Here is a 23,826-nt window from a genome sequence, read left to right as displayed (position 1 = left end):
CAACTTGGCCGGGTATCGGAGAAATGCCATAGCCGAGCTCGCCCCTCCGACGCATCTGACACGGTTTGTCGCGGAAAGGTTTCCGTGGATCTGTGCGCTCTGGCTGCACCTTGCGCTCTATGCGTTGTTGAGCGATGCGGCGCTGTGGCGGACTATCCTGCCAGAACCGCCCGAGCCTGTCTCCGTCGAGATCATTCCCGAATACCTGCCGCCAAGTCTGCCGAAAACCGCGCTGGAAGAAACCAACGAGAGCCAGTCGCAAACTGCGGCAGTCTCCCCGCAATCCAGTGCTGATCCGTTGTCAGGTTCGAACGCGCCTTCGGAACAGGTGCCTTCTTCGAATGCCACCTTGCCCGCGCCCACGGACCCATCTTCTTCGAGGACCAGACCCGAGCAGGAATGGGTTACTGCAAATGCCTATTTTGCCAATGATGTCCTGAACGACCCACGCTCCGCACAGGCACGCGAGTTTCTGCCAACCTTGACCGGTGAAGACGGCCGCGAGCAGATTTGCGCGCTGGAGGCAATGGAGCAGGTTCGTCATGCGCAGCCGGGGTTCAAGCCGACACGGCTTGCGCCACATGCTTTCCGCAATTCATTTCAGAAGGAAGATATGGTTGTCGTGCCCGCCGGAGCCCTCAGAAGCAACCGGGTCTGGTACGAGATCGCCTATCGATGCCGGCTGGACGCCAGCGGCAAGATCGTCAGCGGGTTCGAATATGCCCTTGGTGCACCAATCGACCGCTCGATCTGGGATGAGTACGGTCTGGCGCCGATCCATTGACTGGAGCGGTCCCGGCAAGGGGCCGGAAACTGGACGCGGCAGAAAACTGTGCTGCCGCGTCAGGTTGTGGATACCGGTTCAGGTGCCGTTCGGCCGGCAGCCTTCATCCGGTTCAATGCATCGACAGCCATTCACGAGCCGACCGCTGAGCTTCGGCGATTTCGGAAGTGGACATTTCACCGGAAATTTCCTTGCGGTAGCGAGCTGCGTCCTTGTTGCCTTTCAGAGCAGCAATGTTGAACCACTTGTGCGCTGTGATGAGATCGGTCATGCCGTGACGGCCGCAAGCGCTATCCAGACCCATCTGGAACAGGATGTCCGCGGTAACCGGCTTTTCGCCCATGATGGCCATATCGGCCGAGTGCATTTCAAAACGAGCCATAACGCTCCCCTTTCGTCTGTCTGACTACTGCGGAACAGCTCCGATCCTTCTGGATCCACCGTTCCGGTTCCCTACTGCCAACCGGTCACTTTGCTGAACACAATGGCTTGGCAAGGACCGATCTAAGAAACACAAGCTTTCGTGAAGCTTTCCCCGTTGTTTCTTGAGGTCTACTTCATCAGCAGCAGTTAAAAGGGGCGTTAAAAGACAGGTTTAACGTAATGCGAACAAAATTTTAAATAAGTCTGAAATTCATATTGCGGTAAGTATATGGTTGCGATTTTCCCTTTTTAATCAGTCACATTCTCCGAAAATTTGACAAGGCCCATCAACCTTCTGTTCACCATGGATTCGTTTCCACAATTCTTTGTCCGGCTCTATTTCGTTCCCTTCCCTTCAGAAAACCAGACTTTACCTCCCTTCGGCGTTCAGGAGGATTTTCGGACGACCTGACGTTGGGTGACGGCTTTTCAGCACGTTTCCCGGGCTATACATTCCCTTTCCGTAAACGGAAGGCATTCCGCTTTGGGAGGAACTTATGCTGAAAACCATTCTGTCGTCCGCACTTCTTGCGGGCGCCATCATCACCACATCCGCAACAATGTCTTTCGCAGGCGATGCCAAGGGAGACTGGGTCCGTCCGAACGGGGCATCCAAGATCCGGATAAGCTCCTGCGGCAGTTCCTTGTGCGGCAAGCTGATATGGCTGCGGGAGCCGCGAAACGACACCAGGAACCCGGACGCGGCCAAGCGGGACCGCCCGCTGCTGGGAGTTCAGATCGTTCAGGCCATGAAACCCACCGACAAGGAAAACCAGTGGAAGGGCAAGGTCTATAACGCCGAGGACGGCAAGACCTATACCGGCTTCATCGAGCTGACGTCCGCCAATGCGTTGAAACTGGAGGGCTGCGTGATGGGGGGCCTCATCTGCAAGGGCGAAACCTGGAAACGGGAACAATAAACGGCTGAACAAAGTTCGAAATCGCCAGATCCTGTCGATTTGGCCTTTCCTCCGTCGCAATTGCCGGTCAGAGATTGTGGCGCAGTCGTCACCAGCATTGCGACGGGGGATAATCGTGGTTCCTGTTTCTTTCTTTGTTTCTGCGTTTCCGACTTCCAGACTGTTATCGAAAGCCGGTCTGTTCGCTCTCCTGCTTGCAGGCACAGGGGGCCAAGCCATTTCAGCCCCGGACATCAACGGCAAATGGCTGACACCGGCAGGTGCCGTCATCCAGATACAAAAATGCGGCAAGGTGCCCTGCGGCAAGATTGTCCGGTTTCCGGCCCCCAAAGGCTATTCCATGGAAAACACGCCGGATCTCAAAAACAAGGACGAAAGCAAGCGCAAACGGAAGGTGCTCGGCCTGACCGTGCTCTGGCGCATGGCACCACAGAAAGATGGCTGGAAAGGCCGGGTCTATGATCCGCGTCGCGGCTTCAGCGCGGATGCCACCTTGCGCCCGAAGAACGCCTCCGCCCTGGAAGTACAGGGCTGCGTCCGCGTCGTTTTCAATGTCTGCGAAAAGGAAACCTGGCGACGGGTCGACTGACACCGCCGGTTCACCAGCTCAGGCCGGATCCATGTCTGACACGTGCCTCACGCCCGACGATATCGAAACGCTCACCAGACTGGAGGAAAGCCTGTGGCGAGCGGAAACGCGTTACGACCCCGTCCTGATGGACCGGATCTTTGCGGATGACTTTTTTGAGTTCGGCCGATCCGGCCGTATCTATCCGCGTGAAGACCTGATCCTGCCCGCGCGTGCCGCACGGCCTATCGACGTACGCCTGCCCCTGCCCGGCCTCAAGTTCACAGTGATCGACACGAATTCGGTTCTCGTGACCTATGTCAGTGAGGTCAGGCGTGCGCTTGATAACGTTGAAAGGGCAAACCGCAGTTCGATCTGGAGCAGACGAGACGGAGCCTGGCAGTTACGGTTCCATCAAGGCACAGCGCGCCAGGCACCGACTGATCAATGATGGCTCAGACGAACATCTTCTTGTAGCCGTGATGGCTCTGGTCGTAGCCAAGCCGCTTGTAAAAGTGATGTGAGCCTTCGCGTTCCTTGTTCGACGTCAGCTGCACCATGCAGGCGTTGCCCTGCCGTGCCAGGTCTTCAGCCCTTGCCATCATCAGCCGCCCGACACCGGTGCCGCGCTGGTCTGCGCGCACGTGAACGCTTTCCAGTTCAACCCTCGGACGCCCCTGGAAGGCGAGCCCCTTCATGAAATGGATCTGGAAAGTGCCGACCACTTCTCCGCTTTCGCCAAGCGCGACGTAGATATCGCACTCGGGTGCGGCGACAAGTGCGTCAAATGCCGGGCGGTAGTCCTGCCAGTCGGCAAATTCCCTGTCCTTGCGAACACTGGTCGCCCCCGCATTGATGATGGCGACGATCTCGCGAAGGTGCTCCGGGCGAGCTTTTTCGATGGAAACAGTCGAGGCAAATGTGTCCGGCATCTTCGGTTCGCGCCTTTGGTCAGGAAAGATTACGGTCAGCGGCAGATTGGGCTCTCGGGCGGGAGCTTCGCTACGCCCCACCAGCTTGTCCGCCAGCCGGGCGGCTTCCACAAATGCGGCCAAGCGCCGGTGAGATACGTTGCCTCAAGCGCCTCGCCGGCATCCCAGAAGGCGACCTGACTGAAGCGCTCCATTGCAGACGTGTCCGGCTCCTTGTCCCCCTCTTCCCAGATGAAGAAGCAGCTTTGTCGCGGTGGCGTTCTGGCCGGAATGGCCTTGGTCACCAGCCTGGCATCGGGAAACAAGACCCTCAGATTGCCGCCGGTATAGCCATCATCGGCAATCAGTGTGGCGTCTGCTGCACCCAGGTCAGCCAGCGGTGCCTTCAGGTCCGCGTAAGGCTTCATGTGCCGGCACTTGCCACCGCACCATGTCTTGTCCGGCGCGACCAACCCTGGTACCCGGGCGAGAAAGGCAACCGCGACAACCGCCAGAACAACGGCCGTCAGCCAGCGCCATTGCTTTTCAAATCCGAAGCGTTCCAGGTCGGCGAACAGCCACACCGGCAGCAGCAGAAGCAGCGGGTGCATGTGGCGTTCCTTGACGTAGGTTGCACCGGTGATCGCAATCATCAGCGCCGTCAGCAGGATCATCAGGAGAACCGTGCGCCCGCACAGGCGCGCTGCGTCACTCACGGCAGGTGTTTCGGGCTTTTTGCGGCCAAGATAGCGCGGCCAGAACAGCAGGAGCAGCAGCGGGACCAGCGGAACCGAGAAACCGACAAGTCCGAAGGCAAGTTTCCCAAGCCCCTCGCCTGCGCGCATCAGATGCGATGTTTCAGCACTGACGCCCATGGTGTCGGAGACCGATGCCAGCAGCTTCAGCCCTTCGCTGAAGATCCAATAGGCATAGGGGCTGTAGATCAGTGCCGCCGCGAAAGGCACCAGCAACAGGCCGGAAAGGCGCAGCCGGGTGCGCCATGCCGGGTCGCTGGCCGCCGCCAGGATCAGGGCAAGTACAAAAATCGGGTAGGAATGCTTGCCCAGCAGTCCGGCCCCGGCCGCCATGCCAAACAGCACGTAGTAGCCGAGCCGCTGCGTCTCCAGCGCCTTCAGGAAGAAGAAGGCGCTCATGGCGCAGGCTGCAGTCAACACCACCGTGTGGGTGACGCCTTCATGAAGGTTCCAGCCGAACTGGTAGAAGAGCGAATAGGAAAAGACACACAGGGCTGCAAGGCGCGTGTCGTGGATGGCCTTGCGTGCGATCAGAAACAGAAACAGCGCGGCAATCGAGATCAGGGTGTATTTGACGAAAAGCGCTGCCCAGATTGTAGGGCCGAACAATTGCTGCGCAGACCAGAGCAGCCACTCGTAAAGCGGCGGCTGACGCAGCATGTAACCGGGCTCCAGCGTCTGCACCAGAACGTTCTCGAACATATCGTCCGTACCAAGGACGGGCGTGTTCAACGCCCTCAGCAGGATATGCGCGAGCCCCCAAAGGGCGACGACGCCCCAGACCCCGAGGGGCGTGGCATAAAACGGAGCCGGCCCTGTACCGGCGGTCGAACTGCGAAACATCATGGCAGGGGGATACTAGATTTTCAGAAGCCTGTAACCTCGCATTTTCCCTTGCGAAAACAAAAACGCGCGGCTCGACGCCGCGCGCTTCAAACGATCAGCCGGCAGGCCTTAAAGTGCAGGCAAAGGCGGCAGCGGCGTCTTCAGCCACTTCTCTGACAGCTCGCCCAGCTTGCCGTTCAGCTTCTTGTGCAGAACAAAAACGTTGACCCATTGCAGAAGGTCGATGTTACCCGTCTTCACACCGATAAAAGACGGCGAATTGGCGATGATGAACTTGTTTTCCAGATTGAAGTCCGGGTTGTCATTGGAAATGCCCAAAGCCACCATGTTACCGGTCACGATAACGTCGGCCTGGCCGGAAACATAAGCCGCAATGGTGGCCGCGTTGTCGCCAAACCTGATGATCTCCGCATCTTCCGGTGCATCCGCCGTGATTGCCAGATCTTCAAGCGTGCCGCTGGTCACCGCTATTTTCTTGCCGGAAAAATCCGCGATGGTGGAAACGGCCACGTCAGGCTTGGCAAAGGCTCCGGAAAAGAACGGAGCATAGGCGTGAGAGAACCAGATCGACTTTGCGCGTTCCGGATTGGCGCCGAGTGTTGCAATCACGAGATCGGCCTTGTCGGTTTCCAGAAACGGAATGCGCTGCTTGGACGTGACGGGCACCAGCTCCAGCTCCACGCCAAGATCTTCCGCGATCATCTTTGCGACGTCGATATCGTAGCCTTCGTATTCGCCTTCACTGCCCAGCGAGCCAAAAGGCGGAAAATTCTCCGGTGTAGCAATCTTGATCTTGCCGGCTTCCAGAATGTCCTTCAGCTCTGCAGATGCAGGACTAGCAATCATCAATGCGGCAGACACTGCCAAGCCTGTCAGCCCCAAAATTTTTTTCAACATTACGCGACCCTCCTTCGGTTGTTCTTGAAGCGCGATTTGTCAGGCGGCAGCGGCAGCCCCGCCCTTGGACGATGTGGACCCGAGGCGCTTTTCAAGGCGCCGCGACCACACAGACAACGGAAAACAAAGAGAAAAATAGATCATCGCCATCAGCGGATAGATGACGAAGGGTTGGGTGCCCGGCACGGGCGCATTCGCCCAGCGCTTGCCGACCGTCATCAGGTCGTGAAAGCCGATGATATAGGCAAGCGACGTGCCCTTGATGATCTGCACCATGAAGCCGACCGTGGGCGCAATGGCCAGGCGAAACGCCTGTGGCAGAATGATCAGGAACATGATCTGGGCGAAGGTCATGCCCAGCGCCTTGCCGCCTTCATGCTGGCCTGCCGGTATGGCCGTCAGCGCCCCTCGCCAGACTTCGGCCAGGTAGGCGCTTGTATAAAGCGTCAGGGCAATGCCGGCCGCTCGCCACGGGTCAATCTGGATTTCGAAAAGATGCGGAATACCCAGCCCGAGCAGAAACAGCAGCATCAGCAAGGGCACTGACTGGAAAAGCCAGGTGTAGGCGGTGAAGATCTTCCGCAATATCTTGACCGGTGAAACCCGCGAAGCGGTTACGCATGCGCCGATCAAGCCCCCACCGATGAAAGCGATCAGAGACAGATAGATCGTGTATTGGGTGGCTTCCAGAAGCTGGAACAGGACGATGCCGAATGGTTTGCCAAGGAGGGCGACGAAGGCGTCTTTCATCGAACCACCTTCCATTTGAACAACCGGTCATGCAGCAGCGCCAGAAGGGTTTTGAACCCCAGTGACATCAACAGGTAGATCACCGTCAGGGTGAAGAAGATCTCGAACGAGCGGAAATTCCGGCTGTCGATGAAGAGACCTGCCCATGTCAGGTCCGTCACGCCGATTTCCGAAATGATGCCGGTTGTCAGGAACAGGAAGATGAACTGGCTGTTGAGCGAGGGATACATGGCGGCAACCGCCTGCGGCAGGCACACTTTCACGAAGCTGAGCCAGCGCGGCAGACCGAGTGCATCGGCGGCTTCCGTTTGCCCCGCGCCGAGGGACGCCAGGCCCGCGCGCAGGATCTCCGCAAAATAGGCGGAAAAATTGATGGAGAGTGCCAGCAGCGCATGGGCCCAGAAGGGCCATTGGTACCCAAGAAGCAGCGGTAAACCGAAGGCGACGAAAAACATCTGCACGATCAATGGCGTGTTGCGGATGAATTCGACATAGGCCGCCGCCAGTTGGGCAAGAACCGGCACCCTGTAGTGGCGGACTGCCGCCAGCAGCACGGCAAGGAGAAACCCCAGGATGCCGCCGCCGATTGTCAGCGCAGCGCTGATCAATGCACCCTTGGCGAGCAGCCACAAATATTCCGGATTCCGGTAAATCTCGAAAAATCTAAGGTTGGACATTGATACCAACCAGAGAAACAAGGCCGTGCTTCATCAAAAACTTCCAATGGTTCAAACCAGAGTTGGAAGAGCAAGGCTTGTGCCAAAGGAAAGAATTGCAGGCGTTCGCCATGAACCTGCAGCTGAACTTCAATGATGCGCGAACAACGGAGGCACTTGCCTCGATATTGGGCAAAATTACAAGGCAGTCCGACCTGACAACCAGGCATGACTGCTGGTCACGCAGATACCGAGCTGCCTGGAACAACTGATCAAGCACCGGGTTCGTGGTGTGCATCGTGCAGCTATTACATCTTCAAAGCCCCTGGGAATGTAGGGATGCTCAATCTGTAACGCTTGCCTGATGGACACTGCCGCGATGGATGCGACAGGCTTGCTGGATCGCTGTTATCGGGGCCGGTTTGCCATTGCCCTGAAGGCCTCGACACATTGGTCGGCTGCAGCAAGCAAGGCTTCCTCACACACGCCATCACGGGCCAGAACCGACATTCCCGTTTGCATCGAGAAGAGCATCGTTGCCGCGGCTGCGGTATCGAAGTCACCGGGAAGTTCACCTTCCTCCTTTGCCTGCTCGATGCGTGCCTGCAGTTGGAGAAGATTGTTCTTCCGCATCTTACTCAAGCCCGCCGGAACGGACTGGTCCTCGGTGCAACTGTGTTGAGCTCCCAGTACGACCATGCAGCCAGGTGGTTGTCCGGTCATGCAATAGGCTTCTGCAGAGCGTGTCAGGAAGGTCCGGACCGCATCGAAAATTGAGGGGGCCTCGTCCAAACCGGTCCAGATACCGTTGTGATAGTTCTCGACGTAGTGAGCCAGGGCTTCGCGGAAAAGCTCCTGCTTGCTGCCGAAGGCAGCGTAAAGGCTGGGCGTGTTAATCCCCATGGCCAATGTCAGATCGCTTAGCGATGTTCCCTCGTAGGTCTTGGACCAGAAAACACGCATCGCCCGTTCAAGAGCCTCTTCCCGGTCAAATTTTCTTGGACGGCCTCTCGTTGCCATTCAAACCCTTTCTGTATCGATCGATAAATAAATCACTTGACCCTTCAACACAAGCAGTCCATCTAATTTTGTATCAATCACTACAAAATAGGAATCGACGATGACATTGATTGGAAAAACTGCCTTCGTGACAGGGGGAAGCCGGGGCATCGGCGCAGCAATCGCCCGCAAGCTCGCCGAAGATGGAGCTGATGTAGCGATCAGTTTTGCGTCAAACGAGGACGCGGCCGCAGGGACGGTTGCGGCGATCGAAAAGACGGGCCGCAAGGCACTGGCCATTCGCGCCGACAACAGCAAGGCCAATGAGTTGCAGGACGCGATCAACAAGGCTGCATCCACCTTCGGAAAGATCGATATTCTGGTGAACAACGCCGGCGTCTTTCTCGTTGGCCCGGTCGACCAACTGTCCCTGGAGGACTTCGACACATCCCTGGCGGTCAATCTTCGTGCAGTGTTCGTTGCATCAAAAGCCGCGGTCACGCACATGCCGGACGGAGGCAGGATCATCTCGATCGGCAGTAATCTTGCCGCTCAGGCGCCCATGGCCGGACTGGTGGCCTATAGCGCAACCAAGGCAGGCGTCACCGGATTGACCCATGCGCTTGCGCGTGATCTCGGCTCCCGGCGGATAACGGTAAACGCCGTGCATCCGGGCTCCACAGATACGGACATGAACCCTGCCGACGGTCCGTTTGCCGACGGGCAACGGGCCCTCATGGCACGGCAAGCCTATGCACAGCCTGAAGAAATCGCCAATGTTGTCGCTTTTCTCGCCTCGGACGCTGCACAGTCTGTTACAGGAGCAGACTGGTTGATCGACAATGGTGCCAACGCTTGATGACAAGAGGTTCTTCCAAAGCCACAGCCCTGACAATCGGGCTGTCGGCGCTGGTGCTGGTGGCGACGGAGTTCGTCGTCATCGGCCTTGCGCCTGCAATGTCGGCGCAGCTGGACATGACACCCTCGCAATCCGGCTGGCTGGTGACGTGGTTTGCCATTGGCTCCGCCCTCGCCGCGCCGTTTCTTTCCGCGTATCTGTCTGATACATCTCCGGCGAAGGTGCTCGGCTGGATGATGCTGCCCAACTCCGCCAACCTGATATTGATCGTATTGCCGAATTTCGAGCTTGCCGCCGCTCTCCGGGTCGCTCAGGGAGCGGCATTGCCGGTCTACATCAGTTTCGCAAGCTCTCACCTCTCCCAAGTGTATGGCGCCGGCAAAGGCGTCGCGAAAGTTTATATCGGCGTTACGCTCGGTGTCGTCCTGGCGCCGTCTTGCGGAACATTCTTTGCAGAACGGTTTGGCTGGCAAACCCCTGTCGCAGGCCTTGGTTTGTTGTCTGTGGTCCTGCTGCTCGCCAATCTGAGGCTTCATTTGCCACCTTTCCAGGCAAAGACAGCCAGCGCACTTTCCCTGCTTCGCCGTCCATCGTTTCTCTGTCAGCTTTTCCTGTCTGTCTGCGTTTTCTCGGCAATGTTCGCTGGCTATTCGTATCTCACCAGCCTGTTGGCCAACGCCGGGCTTGAAGGAGATCAGATGTCTATCGCGCTGCTGGTTTTCGGTGCAGCCGGCCTCGCCGGGAACTGGGTCGGAGGAAGGACTGCCGACCATGCGTTGGCCGGCGCCATTGTCGTTCCATTGCTTGTTTCAGGCGGAGCCATGGCCTTCGGCCTTCTGGCGACTGCTCCCGCCCTGCTTTTGACAGTCGTCCTGATTGCCTGGGGCATGGCCCACGCTGCCGGCTTCGTGCTGTCGCAGGTGCGCGTGATGACGGCTGGGCCTGATCACAAGAGTTTTGCAGCCTCCATGAACATTGCAGCCGCCAATGTGGGCATTGCGCTCGGCACATTCGTGGGCGGATGGATGCTTGAGACGGGTGGCGTAGCATCGATGAGCGCAACCGCAGCTCTGTTTGCAATACCCTGCATCGCGACGGTCATGATACTCGCGGCGCTGCCCAAGCGGTTCCGCTCGACAGCGCACGAGGTTGCGGACCGTCTCTGATACATGCGAGACAGCGGACACCAGGTGCAACCTCAAGGACGTGTCCGCTGAACTCCTGTGGACACGTCCTGATCAGCCTCAGTTGGCTGTCGGGACCAAGGTCCTGCCACGCAGGCCTGCAAGTGACAACCTTGCAAGCTGCGAATGAGAAGAAGACACCCAGTGGTCTCATTCCGGCGCTTCAAATTCGCACCGTCTGGCCACACCTGGCACAGTGCGTATGACCGTAGTGCGGACCTTCCTTCCGTTCGCTGCACCTGCACCACGGCGATGGAATGGGCGCAGAATTGAGCCAGTGTGCCTCGCATTGGTAACCCACGACAATACTGCCAGCCAGACGAGCACAGTTCCGCTTGAAGGAACAATGACTAGAAACGCATTTCCACACGCATTGATTGCGTGTTACCCTGCGTCAGGATTTTGCTCGATGACTGCAAAGGCAAGACTATGACCCAGCCATTCCATTTCAGACGTGCTACTCAAGGGGCTGCTGTCCTTGCGCTCATCATGTCAGCATCAGCGGCCAGCGCACAAGATACGCCGCGGGACGGCAGTGTGTTGCCACTGCCACCAGCACCTTTCAGTGGGGTCATTACGGAAACCTTTGAAGGTTCAACACAGGATTACCCACAACCCGTAACGCCACCTGAGGGGGCTCCCAACGTCCTGGTCGTCCTAATCGACGACCTCGGCTTCGGGCAACCCGGCACATTCGGCGGGCCGGTTCCAACCCCGGCCATGGATGCCCTTGCAGAAGAGGGCCTGCGTTTCACGCGGTTTCACACCACCGCAATCTGTTCGCCGACGCGGGCCGCCCTGCTCACCGGGCGCAACCACCACCAAAGTGGCTTCGGCACGATCACCGAGCTCTCCACCGGCTATCCGGGCTACGACAGCATCTGGCCGCGCTCGACAGCCACAATCGCAGAGATCCTCAAGGATCACGGCTACTCGACCGCCGCGTTCGGCAAATGGCACAACACGCCCGATTGGGAAACCTCTCCGTTGGGGCCATTCGATCACTGGCCGACCGGCCTTGGCTTTGAATACTGGTACGGCTTCCAGGGCGGTGAGACCAGCCAATGGGATCCACAGCTCTTTCGGAACACAATCCCGGTAGAGCCGGAGATCAGCCCGGAGGAAGGCTACAACCTCAACGTCGACCTGGTGGACGACGCCATCGCCTGGCTCGATCGCCAGCAATCCATCGCGCCTGACAAGCCCTATTTCATGTATTTCGCTCCGGGCGCAGTTCATGCCCCGCTGCATGTCAGTGAAGAATGGATCGACAAATTCTCTGGTCAGTTCGATCAGGGCTGGGACAAGGTCCGCGAAGAGACGCTCGCCCGGCAGAAGGAGCTCGGTGTTGTCCCCGAAAACACAGACCTGACGTCGCGACCGGAAGAAATCGAGGCCTGGGACACGCTCGACGCCGACGCGCAGCGGCTCTACAGCAGGCATCAGGAAGTGTTTGCCGGCTTCCTGGCCCAGACAGATTATGAAATCGGACGCCTTATCGACAAGGTCCATGCTTTGCCCGGGGCAGACAATACGCTGATCATCCTGGTGGCAGGGGACAACGGCCCCAGCGCCGAGGGCAGCGTCACCGGTACGCTGAACAACATGATGACCCAGAACGGCGTTCCGGACACGGTCGAAGCGCAGCTTCCCGTGATGGACGAGATAGGCGGCCCGCTGCATGAGAACCACTACCCTGTCGGCTGGGCGTGGGCGGGCTCGGCGCCGTTCCAGTGGATGAAGCGCGTGCCCTCGCATTTCGGGGGCACCCGGAACGGCATGGTCATCAGCTGGCCGGCGAAGATCACCGACGGTGGAGGCATCCGAACACAGTTCCATCACGCTGTGGACATTGCCCCGACCATCCTCGAAGCCGCTGGCATTCCCGAGCCGGAAGTGGTTAACGGCACCGAGCAGATTCCGATGGCCGGTGTCAGCATGGAGTACAGTTTTGCCGATGCCGAAGCGCCCGGAACACGGCAAACGCAGTATTTCGAGACCGGCGGGCATCGCGCGCTCTATCATGACGGCTGGATCGCCGCGTCGTTCCACGGTGCACCCTGGGAGCTGACCGGCTCGGTCGGTTTCGACGACAGCACCTGGGAGCTCTACAACATCGAGGAAGATTTCTCGCAGGCCCATGACCTTGCCGCCGAGAACCCGGAGAAGCTGGCCGAGCTTCAGGCGATGTTCGACGAGGAGGCGAAGAAGTTCCAGGTCTATCCGCTCGATGACCGTTTCTCCGATCGTGCCCTGAACCCCGAGCGACCCTCGGTTACCCGCGGGAGGGACGTGTTCACCTATGCGCCGGGCACGACACGCATACCGGAAGGCAGCGCGGCTCCTGCTTATCAGCGCTCTCATACGATCACCGCCGAGATCGAGGTTCCTGAAGGAGGCGCAGGTGGCGTGATGATCGCGAACGGCGGGTCGTCGGCCGGATACACGCTGTATCTGGAGAACGGGGTCCCGGTGTACGAGTTCAACTTCTTCGGCAAGGACCTCTACCGGGTCGCAGGCGAGACACCGCTGGAGCCGGGTGAGCACACCGTGACGATGGTCTACGAACAGCTTCCTTTCGAACCCGGGAAGGAGATCACGGGCGGCACGGCGACGCTCCTTGTCAACGGGACCGAGGTTGCAAGCGGAGACATCGAGAAGGTCGTGCCGTCCCGCTACTCGGCAACCGAGACGCTGGACATCGGGATGGACCTGGGTGCGACGGTGTCTCCTGCCTACCGGGAAGAGGCGCCCTTTGCCTTCACCGGCACGATCAAGCAGGTAACCGTGGAATTGCAGTAGCGTCAAATTCGGGCCGCGGCAAAAAGGGCAAATGTCCTGCCGCGGCCCAGCCTACGACTGCCGTAACGATGGACGCGGTGCGAGGGGGAATTTCAGCCCGAAGGCCGAGTTAGTCCAGCACTGCCACAGCCCAAGTTCGACTGTGCAAAACGGCTTCTCTGCCGCGCCACAGAAAATCTTCGGGGGAAAGCCTTCACACTAACGGCAAATTTGGGCTCGAAGCTGCGCTTAAAAGCGTCCCATCGGCCGGCCTGAAAAGAGCGGTGCCCCCTCAACCGCCGGTTGCCTCCAGCACCTTGCAGCCTCGATTACAGTTGGCGATGATGACGTCCGGTTTTGCGCGCCGGACAGACGGCTATGCCTCGTCAGCGTTGCGCTCGGCAATGAAGAGATTGATTGCCGTCAGCAGAGCGATGACCTGGTGAAAAGCGCCGTACTTCAGGTGTCGGAGAGTGAGCTTGGCGAAGAAACTCCGCCGTATTCAGCCATGACCATGATGTCGGCGTGACGTGGAACGTGCAGTGCGGATGGCACGCGAGCCGTGCCGGGTCAGACCACGCCCCGCCCACTCAGTCCAGAAAGGTCCAGGTGTCCGCACCGTCGAAATGCCGGATGCCAATGGCTTCGATGGTGCCGGGAGCGGCAAGCCGTAGGTTGACAGCCATCCGGTCGGGTAACTCTGCGGACAGGCTTTGCCAGTGCGTGGTGCAACCGCAGGTCCGGCAGGTGTGGAAAGCCAGCCCCTTGTCACCCCAGGCGTAGCTGAACGTTGCTTCTGGCGCCGCCTTGATCGCGATATCCCCTGCGTCGCCATGTCCCCAGATGGTACCGAGGCGGCGGCAGATCGAGCAATTGCATTCGACGGCATGGCGGGGTGGCGTCTTCATTTCGAACGATACCGCCCCGCAATGGCAGGAACCGGTGATGGGCAGCTCGACTTGCGGCGCTTTCCCTTCACCGGTCATGGTCTTATTCCAGACCGATCTTCTGCTTCAGCATGTCGCTGACGGCCTGCGGGTTGGCCTTGCCCTGAGACTGTTTCATCACCTGGCCCACGAACCAGCCGAGCAGGCCCGGCTTGACGATGGCCTGCTGAACCTTGTCCGGATTGGCGGCAATGATCTCGTCAACGATGGCTTCAATGGCACCGAGGTCGGTCACCTGCTTCATGCCGCGGTCTTCGACGATCTTCGCCGGGTCACCGCCTTCGGTCCATACGATCTCGAACAGGTCCTTGGCGATCTTGCCGGAAATGACGCCGTCCTTGATGAGATCGACGATCCCGCCGAGCTGCGCGGCGGAAACCGGGCTGGTCGAAAGATCCTTGCCTTCCTTGTTCAGGCGGCCGAAGAGTTCATTGATCACCCAGTTGGCAGCCAGCTTGGCATCGCGCCCCTTGGCGACTTCCTCGAAGAAGTCGGCCGAGGCTTTTTCGGCAATCAGGATCTCGGCGTCATAGGCCGTCAGGCCGTAGTCGCCCATGAAGCGGTTCTTCTTGTCGTCCGGCAGTTCCGGCAGGTGCTGTGCCAGTTCGTCGACGAACGCCTGCGTGAACTCCAGCGGCAGCAGGTCGGGATCCGGGAAATAGCGGTAGTCATGCGCTTCTTCCTTGGACCGCATGGACCGTGTTTCGCCCTTCACAGCATCGAACAGGCGGGTTTCCTGATCGACCGAACCGCCGTCTTCCAGAATGGCGACCTGACGACGGGCTTCATATTCGATGGCCTGGCCGACAAAGCGGATCGAGTTGACGTTCTTGATCTCGCAGCGCGTGCCGAATTCACCGCCCGGACGGCGGACGGAAACGTTGACGTCGGCGCGCATGGACCCCTGGTCCATGTTGCCGTCGCAGGTGCCGAGATAGCGCAGGATAGTGCGCAGCTTGGTCAGATAGGCTTTTGCCTCGTCGGAAGACCGCAGGTCCGGCTTGGAGACGATTTCCATCAGCGCCACGCCGGAACGGTTCAAGTCGACGAATGACATGGTCGGATGTTGGTCGTGCAGAGACTTGCCGGCGTCCTGCTCAAGGTGCAGGCGCTCGACACCGATCTCGACCTGTTCGTCCGGCATGTCGAGAAGGATCTTGCCCTCACCGACAATCGGCTGCTTGAACTGGGAGATCTGGTAGCCTTGCGGCAGATCCGGATAGAAGTAGTTCTTGCGGTCGAACACGGACTTCAGATTGATCTCGGCCTTGAGCCCGAGGCCGGTGCGGATCGCCTGACGCACGCATTCCTCGTTGATCACCGGCAGCATGCCCGGCATGGCCGCGTCCACGAGACTGACGTTATCGTTGGGGTCTTTGCCGAATTCCGTTGAGGCGCCGGAAAAGAGCTTGGCTTCGGACGTGACCTGGGCATGGACTTCCATACCGATCACGATTTCCCAATCGCCCGTCGCGCCCTTGATGAATTTCTTCGGATCGGGTGTGCGTACGTCGACAATCGTCATAGTCGTCAAAAATCCTGTTCGTTTTGATTTCGCGTCTGGTCAACCAGCTGGAAAGACATGCTGCGGCGCGAATTTGTAGCCGTTTGATGACCTAGTCGGGAATTGTCCTGGCTGCAAGGTTTTCCTTGCCTGAAGCGTTAGCTTTCACACAGCAGGACGCGCCTTTCGGGTCTGACTGCCTGGCAATCGCGCATTGCGAAGCGTTGCAACAAGCATCCGTGCCGTCACGGACGAGCGTAATGCCACCCCCCGGCCTGATCATTTCCAGAGCCAGAAAGCACGACCAACACGCGTGCAACGGAAGGTCACAGTGGCAATTGCTTTGTCAGCGCGACAACACTCGGCCTTGCACCATCATTCCTGCGGCGGGTGCTTGGCCTGGCCAGTCCGCATGATGAAGCCGATCAGCACGGCGACCGCCTGATAAAGCTCGATCGGAATTTCCTGGTCGACCTCAATCTGCGACAGGGCCTCCGCCATCATCGGGTTCTGTTCAATCGGCACGCCTGCTTCCCGCGCAAGACGTTCGATCTGTTCAGCCATGGAGCCCGCGCCTTTGGCGGTGACAACGGGAGCGCCCTCGTTCTCATATTGCAGTGCGACCGCAAGCTTCTTCCCGGATTTGTCCTTTTCACTCATTGCCGGTTCCGTCTCACGATTGCCTGTCGATCAATGCGCCGTATTTGGCCGCTGTTCTGGGTGGGAGCCCGCGGATCAGCCGCAGCTCCTGAAGATCCAGCCCCGCATCGGCAAAAGCGGCTTCCATGGTTTCGCGAACGGCGTTCAGGCTGTCGAAGGTTTCCTTGCGATCCACCCACAAGCTGGCATAGGTTCCGCCGCCGCGCAGACTGATGGCAGCTTCCAGCGGTCCTGTCGCGGTCAGATCGAGTGCAAACCGCAGCCGCCAGGCGGGTTCCCCCTCATCATCTTCCTGGTTTCCGGCCCCATCGCGGCCGACCTGCATTTGCATCACGGCCGTTTCATTGCCAAACGCGAGCGGCAGCTCAACCACAAGATCCATCGGACGGGACGCTGCGCGCGGTCCATCGTCCCTGGACAGTTTCGTATTGCTGAGCTGCGTCAGCCGCAGGCGCGCCAGGGCCGAATCCGTTTCCTTCAGAAGTGCCTGCAGATTTTGCGAAGCAGCTCCTGCCCAGAACCCGCTGCTGGTCTGTTGCGCCTGGCCTTGTGGTGCACCATGCCGGGATGGCGCCGGCGGCTGTCCTGCGGGGTGGGTGATTTCAGAGCGGGCACCCAACTGCTGAAGCAGTGCCTTGAACGACAAAAGGGCGGATTTCAAATCCGGCAGCGCGACTTGACCCTGCGGCTGCGCTCCGGAAGGCAGGGACAATTGTGCTTCGCGAAACTGTCCGGACAATCTTACAGCCTGTTGCAGATCCTGCGCGGTCGGTGCCTGGGCCGACGACAAGCGTAGACCAAGGATCTGCTGCATTGCCTTGACCACGGGATCCGGCAAAGAAACGTTCCCGCTGTTCTGCGCGGACATCAGGCTTCCTATCTGGGCGAAAAGGCTCCCAAGGCCGGCCTGCTGCTCACTGAGCGGTTGCTTCAGCAATTCGGCAATCTTATTGGCAGGCTGCTGCCCCACCCCTGAAGCCTGCGCGGTTGGGTTTGGGGCTCCCGCAGTCGGCACGGATGCACCAACGGATGCAGGATAAGTCTGAGGGATCGCCGTTCGCGTCAGAACTACGGGCTGTCCTCCAACTGTCTGAAATGCGCCGTTTGACTGCCCTGTGGCTTGATTGGGCACGCCTGTGCCAGGCAGGTTTGCAGCTGGAGGAGAAGCGGAGTTGGCACCAGCCCCCGCGGCGGTTGATGCCAATTGCGAGCCCTGGACAGGCGCTGGTCCCGATGGTCCTCCCGACTGGGGATTTGCCTGCACCATGCTTGATACGGGCGCTCCGGCCCCTGCACCTGCCGGAACCTGACCGGGCGACGTTCCGGGAACTGCACTTTGCACACCAGGGACGCTTGTGGCAGGCGCAGGCGTGTTTCCTGAAGGAGCCCCCACTGGAGCTGCCGGGTTACCTTGTAAAGGCGGCGGTGCTGGCGTAGCCAGCGTGCCTGCTGAAAGCGTGGATGGTGGTGCCTGAACAGAAGCACCGGCAGGCGAAACTGCGGCAGCGTTCGCTACGGGCGGGTTCACCGATGTTCCGGGTTGCGTGGGCACGCCTGTAACCGTTGAGGCAATTGCTGCCGGCTGCGAAACCGGTTGTCCACCGGTCAGGTTCGACAAGCTCGCCGCACCTTGTCCGGTAGCAGCCGGAACAGGTACGCCTCCCCCCGACGGCACTTGCCCGGCCGCAGACCCCGCAGGAGGTGCAGGCTGTCCCGGTTGAGAGATCCCGGAAGATGGCGTGCCCGCCGGTGGCGCGGTAGCGACTTGCGGCTGCGCGAGCCCACCCGAAAGGCCATTTGGCGCAGGTGCGGCCCCCTGGGACGGGGCAGCAGCAGGCTGCGTCGGCGCCGAGTTCTGCGGAGAAGCCCCTGCCGGAGGTGGCACTCCAGCGATTGTTTGTCCAGATGCTCCTGTCGGCGGAAGAGGCTGAACGGTTGCGACGTTTCCTGAAGCCGGAGGCTGCGCGCCGCCGGCCGCCGGCGGAGCGCTGGTTGGCGAAGACGCCCCCGGAAGAGGTGTTTGCGGCAAGGTCTGGGCATTGCCGGCAGTCTGGCCCGGAGCCGTGTTGACCGAAAGGACCTGAACCAGATGCGCCAGAACCGGCGACGGCCGCGGATAGGCGGTCGCCGTTGAAGGTTGCGGTTGCAGGGGCGCTCCGGATTCGGATTGCGCAGGAGCCTGGCCGTTTTGGCCCTTTGACGCCTGTACTTGGGGTGCCTGAGCTTGGGATGCTTGAGCTTGGGATGCTTGGGCTTGGGACGCCTGACCTTGAGAAGCTGTCGTCGGCGCGGAAGGTTGCTGCTGCGGCTGCTCCTTGCCCACAGTGATCAGGATCGCAGGCTGCTGTTTGGAACCGCTGACGGTAACCGTAACCTCGCCGCCTTCAGGAAGTGGTGCAGGAACGCGCAGCTCCAGCTTTGCGTCGGGTGTCGCAAGGCGCACCACACCACCCGGCAGGTTTGCCTCAACCTTGGCCTTGAGTTCCGTTCCCGGCTCAAGTCCCTGAGCTACTGTGCCATTGCCGGTTGCCTGGGGCAGCGGCGAGGCGCTTACCGTTTCAACCATCCCACCGTCTCCAGGTGTTGCGGCGCTCCGAAATGCAGGAGGCGGCCTGGCAGGGGTTCAGAATCATGAACCTGCAGTATGGCTGGTTTCGCAATGCTTGCCCAGAGTTGACCCTGATCAAGGTAACGCAGGTGTTTCTGCTGCATTGTGTCTTTCATAACCGGTGCCGGAAACCAGAGCGGCATCAAGAGACAGAAGGCCTTGGCAGACAATGTCTGCACATGTCCCGTCGGAAGGAGAAACGGCTTGAACTGGATGGATCGCCTCAACGAGCGCGCGGAACTGATGGGCAGGATGCTGGACACAATCGGCGCGATGAACCACGTCCCGACCGGTGTGCACACGGGTGCGGCGCTAAGGTCTGCCGCCTATCGATGCATCAACTGCAGCGAAACCGAAGCCTGTCGTGCCTGGCTTGAAAGCCATCCCGATGGCGCGGATGAAGCCCTGCCGAACTGCCCCAACGCTCCCCTGTTCAACAGCTGGATCGACAGCTGAAAACGCGGCAGCACCGGCCTCAGGCGCGCTTCACGCGGCGGCTGAGCCAATAGGTCACGGCAGACGCAATCAAACCGCCGACAAAGCGGAACGGAAAGACAGCCAGCGCACCGGCATCATGCGCAAAAGGCTGCGGCACGGGCAGCGCGCCAATCGCCACATCCAGAATGAGCGTCAGCGCTGCCGCCGCGAATCCCGCGATCCAGAGCTTTTGCAGCCGGTCGGCCTTCCACCCCAGATACCCGCCGATCAGCAGCGCAAACGGGTTGAGCAGGCCAGCAAGGCCGAAGAGGTCGTACCAGGTTTCTGAAAGCGTCATCATGGCTTCCTCATAGCCTTGTGCGGGACAAAATGCGAGCCGGTTTCCAAGTTTAAGGACATAAGTCCGGCGGCAAATTGCTGCAGTCTCGTCTCAGCAGTTGGCCGTAAAGCCATGTAATTGAATGAAACAGTCCCATTTCCCTGGCAAGAAGCCGGGACATGACCCTCAGCTCACCTAAATTTAAACGGTTTTGTACAGCAAAACTCTGTGCTACTTTTGTTAATACAAGTATTTGACATGCATTGCCTCTGGCAGCTTCCATTCCTTAAAATAAGTTTTAAAGGCCATGACTTTACTCTCATCTATTGAAACAGACGACCCAACAGTCGACACCCTCTTCAAGACCGATCGACGCCTTGCCATATTGTGCAATCACTGTGGCCGGTTCCGTTACATGAACTTTTCACGGTTCACCGGAGACCAGAAAGTCTCGTCCTTGAGCGAAACACTTACTTGCGCTTCCTGCGGCTCGCGGGATGTCGAGGCCATCGCGGTTTCCCGCAACCCCGACAACGGCTACTGGCCGGCTGAACACAGCTGAAGCTATTTCTCCCGACCGAACCAGGAAATCGAAATCCTGCGTTTTCAGATCGCAGCAGATTTGCAACAGCCTCTGCAAATCACCCAGCCTCACCGCTGCATTGAGCCTCGGCGCGTTGTCGCGTTTGGCAGCGTGTGCTAAGGGCCTTCCCACCAACTGAGAGGTTTTATGCGCGGATTGCAACAGTCCCGGTAGACCCCGGCTGACATCAGTCGGGGCCAGTCACATCAGCACTGCAGGCGATTAGCTGCGGTGACTGAAGATCTGTGCATACTTTCAGGCAAATTCAAATCAATGGACATTTCCAAAGCCGAGCAGCGGGTCCTGCACCTGCTGGCTCAAGGCGGCTATATCCTTCTGGAAAAGGATGAGGATGGCCGTGTCATCAAACATGAAACCGTCACCCGTGAAGGCTGGTTCTGGGGCGGCTGCTCACCACAGCTTTTCCATAAGCTGAAATACAAACGGCTGATCGCCTCCAGGAACAGCGGCCCTTATCGGATCACGCCGCTGGGTCTGAAACGTGTGAGGGCTCAACTGGACAACAGGTGAAGTCAGGAGCCGGGACAGCCTGTTGGCGTCCCGGCAACTTTCCCAAAGCCGCCCGGGGGTCAGTCCCTGGCGAAATCCGGACGATCGCCAAGAAGATAGCGGGGCCCACGTCCCTTGCTGGCCGCTGCGTCTCCTGCGTTGTAGAGCTGGCAAGTCTTCATAGACAGGCATCCGCAGCCGATGCAGCCATCGAGTTTGTTGCGCAAGGCGGTCATCCGTTCGATTTTCCGATCAAGGTGAGATCGAAAATCTCTGCTGATCCTTGTCCAGTCCGCCTTGGTCGGTGCCCGCCCCTCCGGCAACCTTTGGAGCTGCGCCGCGATCTCCGCAATCGAGAACCCGAATTCCTGCGCGACCAGTACAAAGGACAGGCGCCTGATATCGGCCCTTAAAAATCGCCGCTGGCCTCCAGCGTTCCGGCTTGGGTGCACCAGCCCCTTTTCTTCGTAAAACCGGATCGCCGATACGGACAGTCCTGTCCGCTCTGACAGATCCCCGATGGTTAGAAGATCGGTGCCTTTCATAACCTTCGTCAAAATATCGCCTCGTCTCTCTTGACCTCAACTAAGGTTGAGGAATTATGTCTGGTGTCCACAAAAGGTCAAACCCTGAAAGGACACCGAGATGAGCAGTGCATTCCTGGAACATGTGAACGTCACGGTCAGTGACCCGGAAGCGACCGCCAAACGTCTGGAAAGCTGGTTCGGCTGGAAGGTTCGCTGGAAAGGTGCAAGCCTTGGCGGCGGCACGACGTATCACATCGGCAACGAAACCAGCTACGTAGCAGCCTATTCACCGCCTGGTACAACCAGCAAGGTTTCCGGAGACAGCTACAGCCACCACGGAGGCCTCAACCACATCGCAGTCGTCGTCGACGACATCGACGCAACCGAAGCAGTGATCAAGGCCGATGGCTATCACACGCACAATCACGGCGACTACGAGCCGGGCCGCAGATTCTATTTCGACGATGACGATGGCATCGAGTTTGAAGTGGTCAGCTACAAGAAGTGAATGATACGCACCCCGTCAGGACGGTTTCCCACCGTCCCGCCGGGATGTTTTTGTTCTAGTGGCCCGTCAGCACCAGCGTCTGGATCGGGAACAGCAGCGCCTGAAGCCGAATGATCATCGCATGGACGAGACCGACCGTGTCGACCACGTGCAGGAAGATGAACTCACCGGTTCCAATCGGTTCGCCCGACGACAGACGGTCATGATTGCTGGTGTAGGCGTTGACCGTGCAAATTGCGCCCGGCGGCAAGTCAGCCAGACCGTCTTTGTAAAGTGGTTCCAGCATGGTGGTGATCGTTGCCGGTTTCACACTTTGAGCGGCATCGAAAAGCTGGCCCGAGGTTGTTATCTGCCCGGAAGCGATCTGCGACTGCACTTCTGTCACGACCAGCGGAATAATGGTGAAAGGTACAGCTCCGCAGAACGCTTCCGCCACCATTCCTTCCTTGAGAACCTGGGCCTCGATCTGGCCGAAGCCCGCAACGATTCGCTCTCGCTGTGCATCCGTGGGAATTAGCACGCCTGCAGGCCGCATCATCGGGTTGACGATATCACCTGGACGCAGGATGAACTGGCTCATGGTGCCGTCCACGCCGGCGTAGACAGTCATCTTCTCCAGCTCCACTTGCGCCTCGTGCAATCTGGCCTCCGCGCTTTTCAGGCGCGCGGGCAGATATACCGTGATCTTGGTCTGGATGAGTTCCTGATTGGACTGCGCCGCGCGCAGTGCGCCGGTTCGCGCATCCACCGCGTTCTGCAGCTTTTCGATGTCCCGTTCACTCACGACATTGGCATTGCGGGTGAAAAGCTCCTGCCTCGTGTCGAGCTCGTCCTGCGCCTGCTTCAGTGCTGCCTGCGCCTGCTCGGTCTGGGCATTGGCAACAGCCAGTTCGCTCTGGGCCAGCGCAAGCTCTCCCTGGATTTCGACCAATTGCTGTTGCGCAGTCACGACATCCGCTTCCTGACGCGTGCTGTCGAGCTTGAAAATCGGGTCACCCGCCTTGATGTCCACCTCAAGCTCACGCGGCACGAAGGTTTCGACGACCCTGCCGGAACTTTCCGGCAGTATCGGAATTGTCCGGAATGTCGAGACCGCCGTGGTTGCCGTTGGATGAAAATAGAAAATCAGCGTGATCAGGGACACGGTCAGCATCAGGCACAGCACAATGCCGTAGCGCAGCTCGAACCAGACCGAATAGAGCGTTATTTCCCGGCCGATGCGCTTGCCCTGCACATATCTGCGGATCAGATAGTCGGGCAATATGGTGAGAAGGGAACAGAACAGGAGCTCAAACATGTTTGTTCTCCTGTTCGGCTGTCGATGCAGTGGAATGATCGGCTGGAGTTGGCGGTGGTTCGTGAGGCGCTCCCTCCGACGCACTCGTGCCGACCTCCAGCTCCTGCTCTTCCTGCTCAAGATCATGCTCGACCAAGGTTTCGGACGAAACACCACCCGTTCCGGCCAGACGACTCAGGGAATGGGCCATCGATTCCAGCGGTGTCCAGAAATCGGGAAGCTGAATGAAGGCGAGCAGAAGCGCTGCAACCCAGAAGATGTTGTTATGTGTGAAAAGAGCCAGAAGGCCGAGGACCGCAACAAGCTCGAACTGCATGCGCCCATGTTTGTGAGCAAGTCGTTCGGGGATCGAATGCAGGTGCAGATAGAACACCCCGACAAGGATCCCGCCGAAAATCAGCACGACCAGCATCACGGTAAAAAGCCAATCACCACCGTCCGCAGCCGGTATGAAAGGCGGCAGATGATGCGGAGCAAGCTCGTGCATATTTTCCGCCATCGGAATTCCCCCTTACGCCCTCGCTCCGCCCGATATGGCGGAAGCAGTAGCGTAACCTTAAAAGGGATTTCCGGTCATGCGTATGAAAAAGTG

Annotated in this window: 26 protein-coding genes; 11 read left to right on the top strand and 15 right to left on the bottom strand. The window is 59.0% G+C overall.

Features of this window, described 5'->3' with window-relative positions:
• Nucleotides 1–4 precede the first annotated feature (4 nt).
• Entirely contained in the window at nucleotides 5–784 is a 780-nt protein-coding gene (locus tag ACYQ6M_RS09685) for a DUF930 domain-containing protein (RefSeq protein WP_460073517.1), read from the top strand.
• 112 nt (nucleotides 785–896) lie between these two features.
• Here ACYQ6M_RS09685 and ACYQ6M_RS09680 read toward each other — a convergent pair whose 3' ends face one another.
• Nucleotides 897–1,136, bottom strand: a complete 240-nt coding sequence (locus ACYQ6M_RS09680; RefSeq protein WP_031268084.1) for a hypothetical protein — start codon at nucleotides 1,134–1,136, stop codon at nucleotides 897–899.
• A 568-nt stretch (nucleotides 1,137–1,704) separates the two neighbouring features.
• Here ACYQ6M_RS09680 and ACYQ6M_RS09675 point away from each other — a divergent pair.
• The 3 genes from ACYQ6M_RS09675 to ACYQ6M_RS09665 all read left to right on the top strand — a co-directional run bounded on the left by ACYQ6M_RS09675 (nucleotide 1,705) and on the right by ACYQ6M_RS09665 (nucleotide 3,146).
• Entirely contained in the window at nucleotides 1,705–2,127 is a 423-nt protein-coding gene (locus ACYQ6M_RS09675; protein ID WP_022997754.1) for a DUF2147 domain-containing protein, read from the top strand.
• A gap of 115 nt (nucleotides 2,128–2,242) precedes the next feature.
• Complete coding sequence (locus ACYQ6M_RS09670) at nucleotides 2,243–2,716, top strand: DUF2147 domain-containing protein (RefSeq protein WP_367020615.1); 474 nt, start codon at nucleotides 2,243–2,245, stop codon at nucleotides 2,714–2,716.
• A gap of 31 nt (nucleotides 2,717–2,747) precedes the next feature.
• The gene (locus tag ACYQ6M_RS09665; protein ID WP_460073514.1) at nucleotides 2,748–3,146 is read left to right on the top strand and encodes a nuclear transport factor 2 family protein; all 399 of its coding nucleotides are present in this window, start codon (nucleotides 2,748–2,750) and stop codon (nucleotides 3,144–3,146) included.
• A gap of 4 nt (nucleotides 3,147–3,150) precedes the next feature.
• Here ACYQ6M_RS09665 and ACYQ6M_RS09660 read toward each other — a convergent pair whose 3' ends face one another.
• The 6 genes from ACYQ6M_RS09660 to ACYQ6M_RS09635 all read right to left on the bottom strand — a co-directional run bounded on the left by ACYQ6M_RS09660 (nucleotide 3,151) and on the right by ACYQ6M_RS09635 (nucleotide 8,530).
• Nucleotides 3,151–3,627, bottom strand: a complete 477-nt coding sequence (locus tag ACYQ6M_RS09660) for a GNAT family N-acetyltransferase (protein ID WP_209168823.1) — start codon at nucleotides 3,625–3,627, stop codon at nucleotides 3,151–3,153.
• A gap of 35 nt (nucleotides 3,628–3,662) precedes the next feature.
• The gene (locus tag ACYQ6M_RS09655) at nucleotides 3,663–5,207 is read right to left on the bottom strand and encodes a glycosyltransferase family 39 protein (protein ID WP_460073511.1); all 1,545 of its coding nucleotides are present in this window, start codon (nucleotides 5,205–5,207) and stop codon (nucleotides 3,663–3,665) included.
• Between the two features lie 108 nt (nucleotides 5,208–5,315).
• Nucleotides 5,316–6,104, bottom strand: coding sequence for a transporter substrate-binding domain-containing protein (locus tag ACYQ6M_RS09650; RefSeq protein WP_022997759.1), 789 nt, complete (start codon nucleotides 6,102–6,104; stop codon nucleotides 5,316–5,318).
• A 39-nt stretch (nucleotides 6,105–6,143) separates the two neighbouring features.
• Nucleotides 6,144–6,854, bottom strand: a complete 711-nt coding sequence (locus ACYQ6M_RS09645) for an amino acid ABC transporter permease (protein WP_229003387.1) — start codon at nucleotides 6,852–6,854, stop codon at nucleotides 6,144–6,146.
• Complete coding sequence (locus tag ACYQ6M_RS09640) at nucleotides 6,851–7,531, bottom strand: amino acid ABC transporter permease (RefSeq protein ID WP_062489369.1); 681 nt, start codon at nucleotides 7,529–7,531, stop codon at nucleotides 6,851–6,853. Before ACYQ6M_RS09640 ends, ACYQ6M_RS09645 begins: the two co-directional genes overlap by 4 nt.
• Before the next feature lie 387 nt (nucleotides 7,532–7,918).
• Entirely contained in the window at nucleotides 7,919–8,530 is a 612-nt protein-coding gene (locus ACYQ6M_RS09635; protein WP_460073509.1) for a TetR/AcrR family transcriptional regulator, read from the bottom strand.
• Nucleotides 8,531–8,630: 100 nt separating this feature from the next.
• Here ACYQ6M_RS09635 and ACYQ6M_RS09630 point away from each other — a divergent pair, with 100 nt between their 5' ends.
• From ACYQ6M_RS09630 to ACYQ6M_RS09620, 3 genes are all read left to right on the top strand, one after another.
• Complete coding sequence (locus ACYQ6M_RS09630; RefSeq protein WP_168687945.1) at nucleotides 8,631–9,368, top strand: SDR family NAD(P)-dependent oxidoreductase; 738 nt, start codon at nucleotides 8,631–8,633, stop codon at nucleotides 9,366–9,368.
• Nucleotides 9,368–10,534, top strand: a complete 1,167-nt coding sequence (locus tag ACYQ6M_RS09625) for an MFS transporter (RefSeq protein WP_460073506.1) — start codon at nucleotides 9,368–9,370, stop codon at nucleotides 10,532–10,534. Before ACYQ6M_RS09630 ends, ACYQ6M_RS09625 begins: the two co-directional genes overlap by 1 nt.
• A 507-nt stretch (nucleotides 10,535–11,041) precedes the next feature.
• A complete protein-coding gene (locus tag ACYQ6M_RS09620; RefSeq protein ID WP_460073505.1) occupies nucleotides 11,042–13,354 on the top strand; it encodes a sulfatase-like hydrolase/transferase in 2,313 nt (770 codons plus the stop codon).
• Between the two features lie 569 nt (nucleotides 13,355–13,923).
• Here the strand turns inward: ACYQ6M_RS09620 and ACYQ6M_RS09615 are convergent.
• The 4 genes from ACYQ6M_RS09615 to fliK form a co-directional block, all read right to left on the bottom strand.
• Nucleotides 13,924–14,319, bottom strand: coding sequence for a GFA family protein (locus ACYQ6M_RS09615; protein WP_460073503.1), 396 nt, complete (start codon nucleotides 14,317–14,319; stop codon nucleotides 13,924–13,926).
• 4 nt (nucleotides 14,320–14,323) lie between these two features.
• Nucleotides 14,324–15,805, bottom strand: coding sequence for an Asp-tRNA(Asn)/Glu-tRNA(Gln) amidotransferase subunit GatB (gene gatB, locus ACYQ6M_RS09610; RefSeq protein WP_460073501.1), 1,482 nt, complete (start codon nucleotides 15,803–15,805; stop codon nucleotides 14,324–14,326).
• 354 nt (nucleotides 15,806–16,159) lie between these two features.
• Complete coding sequence (locus ACYQ6M_RS09605) at nucleotides 16,160–16,444, bottom strand: EscU/YscU/HrcU family type III secretion system export apparatus switch protein (protein ID WP_022997768.1); 285 nt, start codon at nucleotides 16,442–16,444, stop codon at nucleotides 16,160–16,162.
• Between the two features lie 13 nt (nucleotides 16,445–16,457).
• Nucleotides 16,458–17,312 carry a flagellar hook-length control protein FliK gene (gene fliK / locus ACYQ6M_RS09600; protein ID WP_156912333.1) on the bottom strand — a complete coding sequence of 285 codons (855 nt, stop codon included), beginning with the start codon at nucleotides 17,310–17,312 and terminating at the stop codon, nucleotides 16,458–16,460.
• A gap of 304 nt (nucleotides 17,313–17,616) precedes the next feature.
• Between fliK and ACYQ6M_RS09595 the strand changes: the two genes are divergently transcribed.
• Both ACYQ6M_RS09595 and ACYQ6M_RS09590 read left to right on the top strand, forming a co-directional pair.
• Nucleotides 17,617–17,754 carry a hypothetical protein gene (locus ACYQ6M_RS09595; protein ID WP_187306601.1) on the top strand — a complete coding sequence of 46 codons (138 nt, stop codon included), beginning with the start codon at nucleotides 17,617–17,619 and terminating at the stop codon, nucleotides 17,752–17,754.
• Nucleotides 17,755–19,265: 1,511 nt separating this feature from the next.
• Complete coding sequence (locus ACYQ6M_RS09590) at nucleotides 19,266–19,508, top strand: DUF6455 family protein (RefSeq protein WP_022997773.1); 243 nt, start codon at nucleotides 19,266–19,268, stop codon at nucleotides 19,506–19,508.
• Nucleotides 19,509–19,527: 19 nt separating this feature from the next.
• On the opposite strand, the gene ACYQ6M_RS09585 is transcribed toward ACYQ6M_RS09590, so the two are convergent.
• On the bottom strand, nucleotides 19,528–19,830 hold the full coding sequence (locus tag ACYQ6M_RS09585; protein ID WP_022997774.1) for a hypothetical protein: 303 nt from the start codon (nucleotides 19,828–19,830) through the stop codon (nucleotides 19,528–19,530).
• Nucleotides 19,831–20,665: 835 nt separating this feature from the next.
• Between ACYQ6M_RS09585 and ACYQ6M_RS09580 the strand changes: the two genes are divergently transcribed.
• Nucleotides 20,666–20,923 (top strand): YjhX family toxin, encoded by a 258-nt coding sequence (locus tag ACYQ6M_RS09580; RefSeq protein ID WP_022997776.1) that lies wholly within the window; start codon nucleotides 20,666–20,668, stop codon nucleotides 20,921–20,923.
• 59 nt (nucleotides 20,924–20,982) lie between these two features.
• Here the strand turns inward: ACYQ6M_RS09580 and soxR are convergent, their stop codons facing one another.
• Nucleotides 20,983–21,447 carry a redox-sensitive transcriptional activator SoxR gene (soxR, locus tag ACYQ6M_RS09575; protein WP_075282024.1) on the bottom strand — a complete coding sequence of 155 codons (465 nt, stop codon included), beginning with the start codon at nucleotides 21,445–21,447 and terminating at the stop codon, nucleotides 20,983–20,985.
• Nucleotides 21,448–21,547: 100 nt separating this feature from the next.
• Here soxR and ACYQ6M_RS09570 point away from each other — a divergent pair, with 100 nt between their 5' ends.
• Entirely contained in the window at nucleotides 21,548–21,937 is a 390-nt protein-coding gene (locus ACYQ6M_RS09570) for a VOC family protein (RefSeq protein WP_022997778.1), read from the top strand.
• A gap of 55 nt (nucleotides 21,938–21,992) precedes the next feature.
• Here ACYQ6M_RS09570 and ACYQ6M_RS09565 read toward each other — a convergent pair whose 3' ends face one another.
• Together ACYQ6M_RS09565 and ACYQ6M_RS09560 are read right to left on the bottom strand one after the other, a co-directional pair.
• Nucleotides 21,993–23,234 carry an HlyD family secretion protein gene (locus tag ACYQ6M_RS09565; RefSeq protein WP_460073497.1) on the bottom strand — a complete coding sequence of 414 codons (1,242 nt, stop codon included), beginning with the start codon at nucleotides 23,232–23,234 and terminating at the stop codon, nucleotides 21,993–21,995.
• Complete coding sequence (locus ACYQ6M_RS09560) at nucleotides 23,227–23,733, bottom strand: hypothetical protein (RefSeq protein WP_168693437.1); 507 nt, start codon at nucleotides 23,731–23,733, stop codon at nucleotides 23,227–23,229. Before ACYQ6M_RS09560 ends, ACYQ6M_RS09565 begins: the two co-directional genes overlap by 8 nt.
• Between the last annotated feature and the right edge of the window lie 93 nt (nucleotides 23,734–23,826).

The sequence above is a fragment of the Roseibium sp. ROS1 genome, assembly GCF_054658215.1.
This window is presented reverse-complemented; position numbering and strand designations above follow the sequence as displayed.

Coding starts and splice junctions, on each gene's coding strand:
- ACYQ6M_RS09680 (WP_031268084.1), bottom strand. CDS start 1,136: ATGGCCATCATGGGCGAAAAGCCGGTTACCGCGGACATCCTGTTCCAG.
- ACYQ6M_RS09675 (WP_022997754.1), top strand. CDS start 1,705: ATGCTGAAAACCATTCTGTCGTCCGCACTTCTTGCGGGCGCCATCATC.
- ACYQ6M_RS09665 (WP_460073514.1), top strand. CDS start 2,748: ATGTCTGACACGTGCCTCACGCCCGACGATATCGAAACGCTCACCAGA.
- ACYQ6M_RS09660 (WP_209168823.1), bottom strand. CDS start 3,627: ATGCCGGACACATTTGCCTCGACTGTTTCCATCGAAAAAGCTCGCCCG.
- ACYQ6M_RS09655 (WP_460073511.1), bottom strand. CDS start 5,207: ATGATGTTTCGCAGTTCGACCGCCGGTACAGGGCCGGCTCCGTTTTAT.
- ACYQ6M_RS09650 (WP_022997759.1), bottom strand. CDS start 6,104: ATGTTGAAAAAAATTTTGGGGCTGACAGGCTTGGCAGTGTCTGCCGCA.
- ACYQ6M_RS09645 (WP_229003387.1), bottom strand. CDS start 6,854: ATGAAAGACGCCTTCGTCGCCCTCCTTGGCAAACCATTCGGCATCGTC.
- ACYQ6M_RS09640 (WP_062489369.1), bottom strand. CDS start 7,531: ATGTCCAACCTTAGATTTTTCGAGATTTACCGGAATCCGGAATATTTG.
- ACYQ6M_RS09635 (WP_460073509.1), bottom strand. CDS start 8,530: ATGGCAACGAGAGGCCGTCCAAGAAAATTTGACCGGGAAGAGGCTCTT.
- ACYQ6M_RS09630 (WP_168687945.1), top strand. CDS start 8,631: ATGACATTGATTGGAAAAACTGCCTTCGTGACAGGGGGAAGCCGGGGC.
- ACYQ6M_RS09625 (WP_460073506.1), top strand. CDS start 9,368: ATGACAAGAGGTTCTTCCAAAGCCACAGCCCTGACAATCGGGCTGTCG.
- ACYQ6M_RS09620 (WP_460073505.1), top strand. CDS start 11,042: ATGTCAGCATCAGCGGCCAGCGCACAAGATACGCCGCGGGACGGCAGT.
- ACYQ6M_RS09615 (WP_460073503.1), bottom strand. CDS start 14,319: ATGACCGGTGAAGGGAAAGCGCCGCAAGTCGAGCTGCCCATCACCGGT.
- gatB (WP_460073501.1), bottom strand. CDS start 15,805: ATGACGATTGTCGACGTACGCACACCCGATCCGAAGAAATTCATCAAG.
- ACYQ6M_RS09605 (WP_022997768.1), bottom strand. CDS start 16,444: ATGAGTGAAAAGGACAAATCCGGGAAGAAGCTTGCGGTCGCACTGCAA.
- fliK (WP_156912333.1), bottom strand. CDS start 17,312: ATGTCCGCGCAGAACAGCGGGAACGTTTCTTTGCCGGATCCCGTGGTC.
- ACYQ6M_RS09590 (WP_022997773.1), top strand. CDS start 19,266: ATGGATCGCCTCAACGAGCGCGCGGAACTGATGGGCAGGATGCTGGAC.
- ACYQ6M_RS09585 (WP_022997774.1), bottom strand. CDS start 19,830: ATGATGACGCTTTCAGAAACCTGGTACGACCTCTTCGGCCTTGCTGGC.
- ACYQ6M_RS09580 (WP_022997776.1), top strand. CDS start 20,666: ATGGACATTTCCAAAGCCGAGCAGCGGGTCCTGCACCTGCTGGCTCAA.
- soxR (WP_075282024.1), bottom strand. CDS start 21,447: ATGAAAGGCACCGATCTTCTAACCATCGGGGATCTGTCAGAGCGGACA.
- ACYQ6M_RS09570 (WP_022997778.1), top strand. CDS start 21,548: ATGAGCAGTGCATTCCTGGAACATGTGAACGTCACGGTCAGTGACCCG.
- ACYQ6M_RS09565 (WP_460073497.1), bottom strand. CDS start 23,234: ATGTTTGAGCTCCTGTTCTGTTCCCTTCTCACCATATTGCCCGACTAT.
- ACYQ6M_RS09560 (WP_168693437.1), bottom strand. CDS start 23,733: ATGGCGGAAAATATGCACGAGCTTGCTCCGCATCATCTGCCGCCTTTC.